This window comes from Peribacillus saganii (assembly GCF_003429095.1).
GTDB lineage: Bacteria > Bacillota > Bacilli > Bacillales > DSM-1321 > Peribacillus > Peribacillus saganii.
Genome location: NZ_QVTE01000079.1, coordinates 1 through 6,587, shown reverse-complemented (window position 1 = coordinate 6,587; position 6,587 = coordinate 1). Strand labels below are relative to the sequence as shown.

The 6,587-nt window shown below is 40.0% G+C and carries 4 protein-coding genes and 1 pseudogene; 1 reads left to right on the top strand and 4 read right to left on the bottom strand.

What is annotated here, in order from left to right:
• The 4 genes and pseudogenes from D0469_RS20705 to D0469_RS20690 form a co-directional block, all read right to left on the bottom strand.
• Nucleotides 1-723: pseudogene (locus tag D0469_RS20705) on the bottom strand (transposase); the annotation flags it as partial.
• A gap of 324 nt (nucleotides 724-1,047) precedes the next feature.
• Nucleotides 1,048-1,758 carry an ABC transporter ATP-binding protein gene (locus D0469_RS20700; RefSeq protein WP_117328603.1) on the bottom strand — a complete coding sequence of 237 codons (711 nt, stop codon included), beginning with the start codon at nucleotides 1,756-1,758 and terminating at the stop codon, nucleotides 1,048-1,050.
• Nucleotides 1,758-3,398 carry an ABC transporter permease gene (locus D0469_RS20695; protein ID WP_117328602.1) on the bottom strand — a complete coding sequence of 547 codons (1,641 nt, stop codon included), beginning with the start codon at nucleotides 3,396-3,398 and terminating at the stop codon, nucleotides 1,758-1,760. Before D0469_RS20695 ends, D0469_RS20700 begins: the two co-directional genes overlap by 1 nt.
• 119 nt (nucleotides 3,399-3,517) lie before the next feature.
• Nucleotides 3,518-4,612 carry a Fe(3+) ABC transporter substrate-binding protein gene (locus tag D0469_RS20690; protein ID WP_117328601.1) on the bottom strand — a complete coding sequence of 365 codons (1,095 nt, stop codon included), beginning with the start codon at nucleotides 4,610-4,612 and terminating at the stop codon, nucleotides 3,518-3,520.
• A 255-nt stretch (nucleotides 4,613-4,867) separates the two neighbouring features.
• On the opposite strand from D0469_RS20690, the gene D0469_RS20685 reads away from it, so the two are divergent.
• Complete coding sequence (locus tag D0469_RS20685) at nucleotides 4,868-6,511, top strand: alkaline phosphatase (protein WP_117328600.1); 1,644 nt, start codon at nucleotides 4,868-4,870, stop codon at nucleotides 6,509-6,511.
• Nucleotides 6,512-6,587: the final 76 nt, after the last annotated feature.

The following is a 6,587-nucleotide window of genomic DNA, read 5'->3' as shown; positions in this document are numbered from 1 at the left end:
ATTACTTGTTCAACCAACGGCTCAAAGATATGGCTGTCATGTGTATGGCCGGGTGTCACAGTCGTTCCCAGGACAGATCCATTGCGGTCGGAGGCCGCATGAAAGGAGTATGCACTCCTTTGATTCTTCCTTGTCGAACTTATCAGGAGGAAAAGGTCTTTTTCCGTGATCTTCCCGGTCTTGATTGATTTCCTCCTGGAGCTTCTCCTGATAGGCACATGTTTCCTTACGGACCACTTTCTTGGCAAACTTATGCTTATTCGCACTTGCCTTTACGTGTGTTGAATCACAAGAAAACGTGCTCAGCACTGATCAGCTTCTTGTCGGCTGCCGTCTTAAGGATTCGGTAGAAAATCTGTTCAAACATTTCTGTATCTTTAAAATGGCGCTCATAGTTCTTGCCGAAAGTGGAGAAATGGGGCATCTTGTCATGGAACCCATAGCTCAGAAACCACCGGTAGGCCATATTGGTTTCCGTCTCCTTGATTGTCTGTCGCATAGAGCGAATGCCAAATGTATATTGAATGAAAGTGAGTTTATTCAGGATAACAGGGTCAATGCTGGGCGGCCCACTTCCGAATAGACATCCTTCACCAAGTCATAGATAAATGAGAAGTCAAGGGCTGCTTCCATCTTACGGACCAAATGGTCCTGTGGGACAAGCTGGTCTAAAGTAACCATCTCTAATTGATCTCGCTGGATAGGATTGTTTTTCGAAAGCATCTTCGTCACCTCAATCATTTTATGTATCAATTTTAAAATAGATTTTAGGAACGTTCCATAGTAAACGTTTAAAAGCCTGTTGATTGGAGTGGAAGGCGCGAAGACTCCTGCGGGAGCAGCGGGACAGGTGAGACCCCGCAGGAGCATTTTGCGACGAGGAGGCTCACCGCCCGCCCCGCGGAAAGCGAAGCGCCTGGAACGGAAATCAACAGACCCCATTAACAGGCCAAATAAAAAAAAACTGCATGCTTCAGCATACAGCTTTATTTCTCCATATTTCAATCCACGCCATTTTCATTTCAACGAGCAATTTTATAAGTTTCATTACACTGGTACCGGACTCATCGTAAACTCGTTATTCAGGACTTCAGCTGGTTCGCCCACTCGGAAGATTGTCCCTTCTTCCATTACGACGACCCGGTCGGCAAGTGCTCTAGCATCCATCTTGTCATGGGTAACAAAAATCGATGTAATGCCTGTCTGTTTTAAAATAGTCCGTAATTCATCCCGAATTTTAATTTGTAATTCTGCATCGAGATTACTGAACGGTTCATCAAACAAAAGGACAGATGGATTTGGAGCGATCGCCCGTGCCAGGGCAACCCGTTGCTGCTGGCCACCGCTTAATTCATAAGGATATCGTTTAACATATTCCTTCAACCCCACCAAAGCAAGGACCTCGTCTAATCGTTCTTTTTTTTGTATCCTGCTCATTTTTTTTAGGCCGAATTTAATATTTTCAGCAACAGTCATATGCGGGAAAAGCGCATAATCCTGGAAAACCATTCCCACTCCACGCTTTTCGGGCTGGATGAACTGTTTATCATCAGCCATGATGGATTCGTTAATGTGAATCGAACCACTGAATGGGATTTCCAATCCCGCAATTAAACGAAGAATCGTACTTTTGCCACTGCCGCTTTTTCCAAGGATTGAAACTATTTCACCTTTTTCAATTGCGAGGGAGAAATTTTGAATTGTAAGTTCTTTAGTGTTTTTATAGTGAAAACTAACATTTTTCAGCTGTACAAACATCAGCCCGGCTCCTTTTCTAAAACTTTATGGAAGATATAGATAGATACACCACTAATCAAAATAATTAATATCGAAGCTGAAGCTGCTTCCTGTATCCTTTCATCGCCTGCATATTGGAAGGCCTTGGTTGCGAGAGTATAAAAATTAAAGGGCTGTAAAATCAAAGTCAACGGCAGCTCTTTTAAAATTTCAATAAAAACAAGAATGAATCCGCCAGCTACAGCACCTTTGATCATTTTAAGATCTACTTTAAAAAATGTCTGAGTGACCGTCATTCCAAGTGTTCGGGAGGCTTCAGTGAATGTAGTCCCTATTTTGTCAAACCCTGTTTCAATTGAATTATATCCTATCGCCATGAACCGTATCACAAAAGCGAATATCAACATAGAGAGACTAAGGCTTAATACTAATGAAGGTGTGAGACCAATCAATTGATAAAATATCAAGAGCTGGCGGTCAAGCGCGATAAAAAGCGTAAGTACTCCAATCGCAATGACAGCGCCGGGAATGGAATAACCCAGAACGACAATTTTCGAAACTAGATTAGTGACACGACCCTCAAATAAACGGCTAAAATTAGCAATGATAAGTGCAATAACTACAATTACTGCAGCAGCGGTAAATGCAACAAATGTTGAATTCCAGATTAGCCCTATAAATTCATCGCTTAATACCTGTTTGTAAGTCGTGAACGTCCATTTGACTAATTGAATGAAGGGAATGAAAAATGACAGCAAAAATACGGCAGAAATATAAGCGAAAATGGCCCAAGCCTTGTATCCCGTTAATTTTACAGGCTTTAGCGGACGGACTTTTGAATTGGAATAACTGTATTTTTTTCTTCCTCTCAGCCACTTTTCCGCCATTAAAATAACGACAACAATCATCATTAATATCCCTGATAGCTTAATTGCGGAACCGAGGTCAGCCATCCCGAACCATGTTTGGAAAATGGCTGTGCTTAAAGTTTGTATCCCAAAATATTTCACTACACCGTAATCATTTAAAACCTCCAATATTACGAGGCTTACCCCCGCGACAATAGAGGCTCGGGAAATAGGAATGACGATGCGAAAGAAAATTTCAAAAGAATTACTTCCAAGCAATCGGGCATTTTCAACAAGTGAGGCAGACTGATTTTCTAAAAAATTTTTCGTAATAAGATAAACATATGGAAATAGAAATACAGAAAAAATGAAAATTGCTCCAGGAATTGACATTATATTAAAATACTTTTGGTTTACCTCAATCTGATAAAAGTTTCTTAGAATCGACTGGATGACCCCTGTATAATTTAAAATTCCGTTGTACGTATATGCGCCGATATAAGGAGGGATTGCGAGAGGTAAAATCAATCCCCATTTAAAGAAACCTCTTAGGGGAAAATCATATGCTGAAATAAACCATGCCATGCTTACACCGATAAAAACCGTAAGCAGCCCGGTAAAAAAGAGGATTAGCAATGTGTTAAATAGATAGCTATTTAATAGATATTCATTGATATGTTCCCAGTTTTCACTCGATCTTGTAAAGAATTCAAAAGTGATAAACAGAATAGGCATCATAATGATAATAGTAATTAAGAAACTTAGTATGGCCCAACTATTCATTTTCAGCTTCATTAGTCGAAACAACTTCATTGACGCCTCATCCTTTGATACTAAATTCATCGTAAACATTAAATCCATTATAGCATATAAAAGATAAGAGCCGTATCTCGACAAAAGATACGGCTCATGCTATTGCATAAGAAGGGTGATTACTTCCAGCCTACCTCATTGAACATTCTTACTGCAGCTGCGTTGTTTTCACCTAATTCAGATAAGTTTAGATCTTGAGGTTTAAAGTCTCCCCATGACTTTAACAATTCTGACGGCTGTACCTTAGGATTTGCCGGGTACTCATAGTTTGCCTCAGCAAATTTACCCTGTGCTTCTTCACTGGACAAGAACTCAATAAGCTTCACTGCATTTTCTTTATTTTTAGCATGCTTGGTCAGCCCGATTCCACTGACATTAACATGAGTTCCGTTTGTCTCTTGATTCGGGAAGAAAACACCTACTTTTTCGGCAACCTTTACTTCTTCAGGATCCTCAGAATTCAACATAACACCAACATAATACGTATTCATGATCGCCACATCACCCTCGCCGGCAACAATCGCTTTTGCCTGATCGCGGTCACCGCCCTGCGGGTCTCTCGCCATATTAGCGACGATTCCTTTTGCCCATTCTTTTGCCTTGTCTTCACCATTCAATGAAATGAATGAAGCCAGTAATGATTGGTTATAAACATTATCAGAAGGCCTTACTAAAACTTTACCCTTCCATTTTGCATCTGTCAGGTCTTCATAAGTAGAAAGCTGTTCAGGCTTGACGCGATCTTTTGAATAAACGATAACACGAGCGCGCTTTGTTAAACCAATCCATTCTTTGTCTTTATCTCTTAAATTCTCAGGAATATTTGCGTTTACTGTTTCACTATCTACAGCTTGCAATAAGTTCTTTTCTTTAGCCCAATGCAGTCTTCCGGCATCAGATGTGTAAAACAAATCACCTTGGGTGGCGTCACCTTCCCGGGCAAGACGTTCAATTAATTCATTTTCTTCACCTTTTACCACATTAACCTTGATGCCTGTTTGCTCTGTAAAAGCAGCAAAAAGCTCATCGTCAATTTCATAATGGCGGCTTGTATAAAGATTGACCTCGCCTTTATCTTCGCTCTTAGCCGCCTCTTTTTTCTCTGTCTTTGTTTCATTATTGGAAGATTGTGACTGTTCAGAGGAACAACCTGCTAAAACAGCTAAAGACAGGACCAATAACAAACCAATTGTATAAAATACATTTTTGCTCATGATTATTTCTCCTCTTTTACATAATTGATAATGAATTTCATTACTAATTATCGTTGATAATCATTTTCAAGTCAACTGAAAATTTATTTTTTTCGGTCTTAATTAGATTTTTTAGAAAAAACGTGTTGTTCAGTATACCTTCACAAAACTGTAACATTTTTACACACTTCCTTTACCCCACTAAAATATTCTCTTAATATCCTTCCTATAAAGTAAATCCTGTTGATAGTTAATAATTCTTGGAGGGAATAAACATTGAGTAAATTGAGCAAAAAGGTTGCAGGAATTACACTTGCTGGAGCAGTCGCTTTTTCTGCCTTAGGAGTTAATGCAAAGAAAGATATCATTGAGGCAAAAGATAAAAAAAAGGAACCAACTAATGTAATCATGATGGTAATGGACGGGACAAGTGCCGGTGCTACTACCCTTTCAAGATGGTATAAGGGCGGAAATCTGGCATTGGACGAAATGATGGCAGGCGGTGTTAGAACATATTCTGCCGAATCTGCAATCACTGACTCGGCCCCTGCTGCAACCGCTCTTGCTACAGGCAATAAATCAAATGATAAATTCATAGGCGTGCTCCCTTCGGTTGTTAATTCACCTGGCCTTAAACCTATAGCAGCTGAGGACGCCCAAAGACCTGTAGCAAACGTTCTTGAGGGTGCCAAGCAGCAAGGAAAAGCAACAGGAATCATTTCCACATCGGAAATTCAGCATGCCACACCGGCCGGATTTTCTTCCCATGTTACACACAGATCTAATTATGGTGATATTGCTGAACAGCAAGTCTATCAAAATATTGATGTAGTTTTAGGTGGAGGCAAAGAATCTCTAACCCCTGGATCAACAAAAAATGCGAGACAGGATGGCGAAGATCTTTTAGAAGTATTAGAGAATAAGAAATATGATCTAGTAGAAAACCGTGACGAGCTTATGAAGTCAAATTCAGATAAGATCTGGGGAAGCTTTGCCCCTAGCGCGCTTGCTTACGATTTTGACCGCAAATCTACTAAGCCAAGTGAACCGACTCTTGCTGAGATGACAGATAAAGCAATCAACACATTGAATAAGGATAAAGACGGTTTCTTTTTATTTGTTGAAGGAAGCAAGATTGACTGGGCCGCTCACGGAAACGATACTGTCGGGATGATCAGTGATGTTTTAGCATTTGATGACGCAGTTAAAAAAGCTCTGGACTTCGCAAAGAAGGATGGAAACACAATGGTTATCGCAGTAAGTGACCACGGAAACAGCGGGATCACTATGGGTAACGCAAATACTAATGCAAGCTACCCGAATACTCCGGTTTCTGCTTATATCGACCCATTAAAGAAAGCCAAAATGACAGTTGAAGGTGCATTAGGCCAGCTTAAGGAAGATAAATCGAACCTGACAGAGATAGCTGCACTGTACGGTCTTGATAACTTAACAGCTGAGGAACTAGAAACATTAAAAGCTTCCAAAAACATCGGTTCTGACATGACAAAGATGCTCGCAAACCGTGCTAATATCGGCTTCACAACTGGCGGCCATACTGGAGAAGATATGTTCCTATATTCATATGGTCCTTCCAGACCTTTTGGCTTAGTTGAAAACACTGACATCGCTAAAAAAATGGCCGGTTTCATGGGCTTCAATTTAGGCCAATTAACAAACAAACTTTATATCAATGCTAAAGATGCTCTAACGAAAAAGGGATATACAGTTCGTGTGGATGAAACAGATAAGGCTAATCCTGTACTTATAGCACAAAAAGGCAGCCAAAAAGTACAATTCCCTGCCAATAAAAATATCGTAATCCAGGGAACAAATGTTACAAAAGAAGTGGCCGGCATCAATGTTTACAACGGAAAAGACTTCTATATTTCTGAGAATGCATTGAAGCTAGTAAAATAATAATATGAGTACGGTAAAAGCCAGTTCAAATTAAAGTGTACCCTTTGTAAAGGACAGTCTTAAAAAAAGCTAGGCA

Bases quoted from the DNA above. Each gene is read 5' to 3' on its own strand.
- D0469_RS20700 (WP_117328603.1), bottom strand. From the start codon at position 1,758: ATGTTTGTACAGCTGAAAAATGTTAGTTTTCACTATAAAAACACTAAA.
- D0469_RS20695 (WP_117328602.1), bottom strand. From the start codon at position 3,398: ATGAAGTTGTTTCGACTAATGAAGCTGAAAATGAATAGTTGGGCCATA.
- D0469_RS20690 (WP_117328601.1), bottom strand. From the start codon at position 4,612: ATGAGCAAAAATGTATTTTATACAATTGGTTTGTTATTGGTCCTGTCT.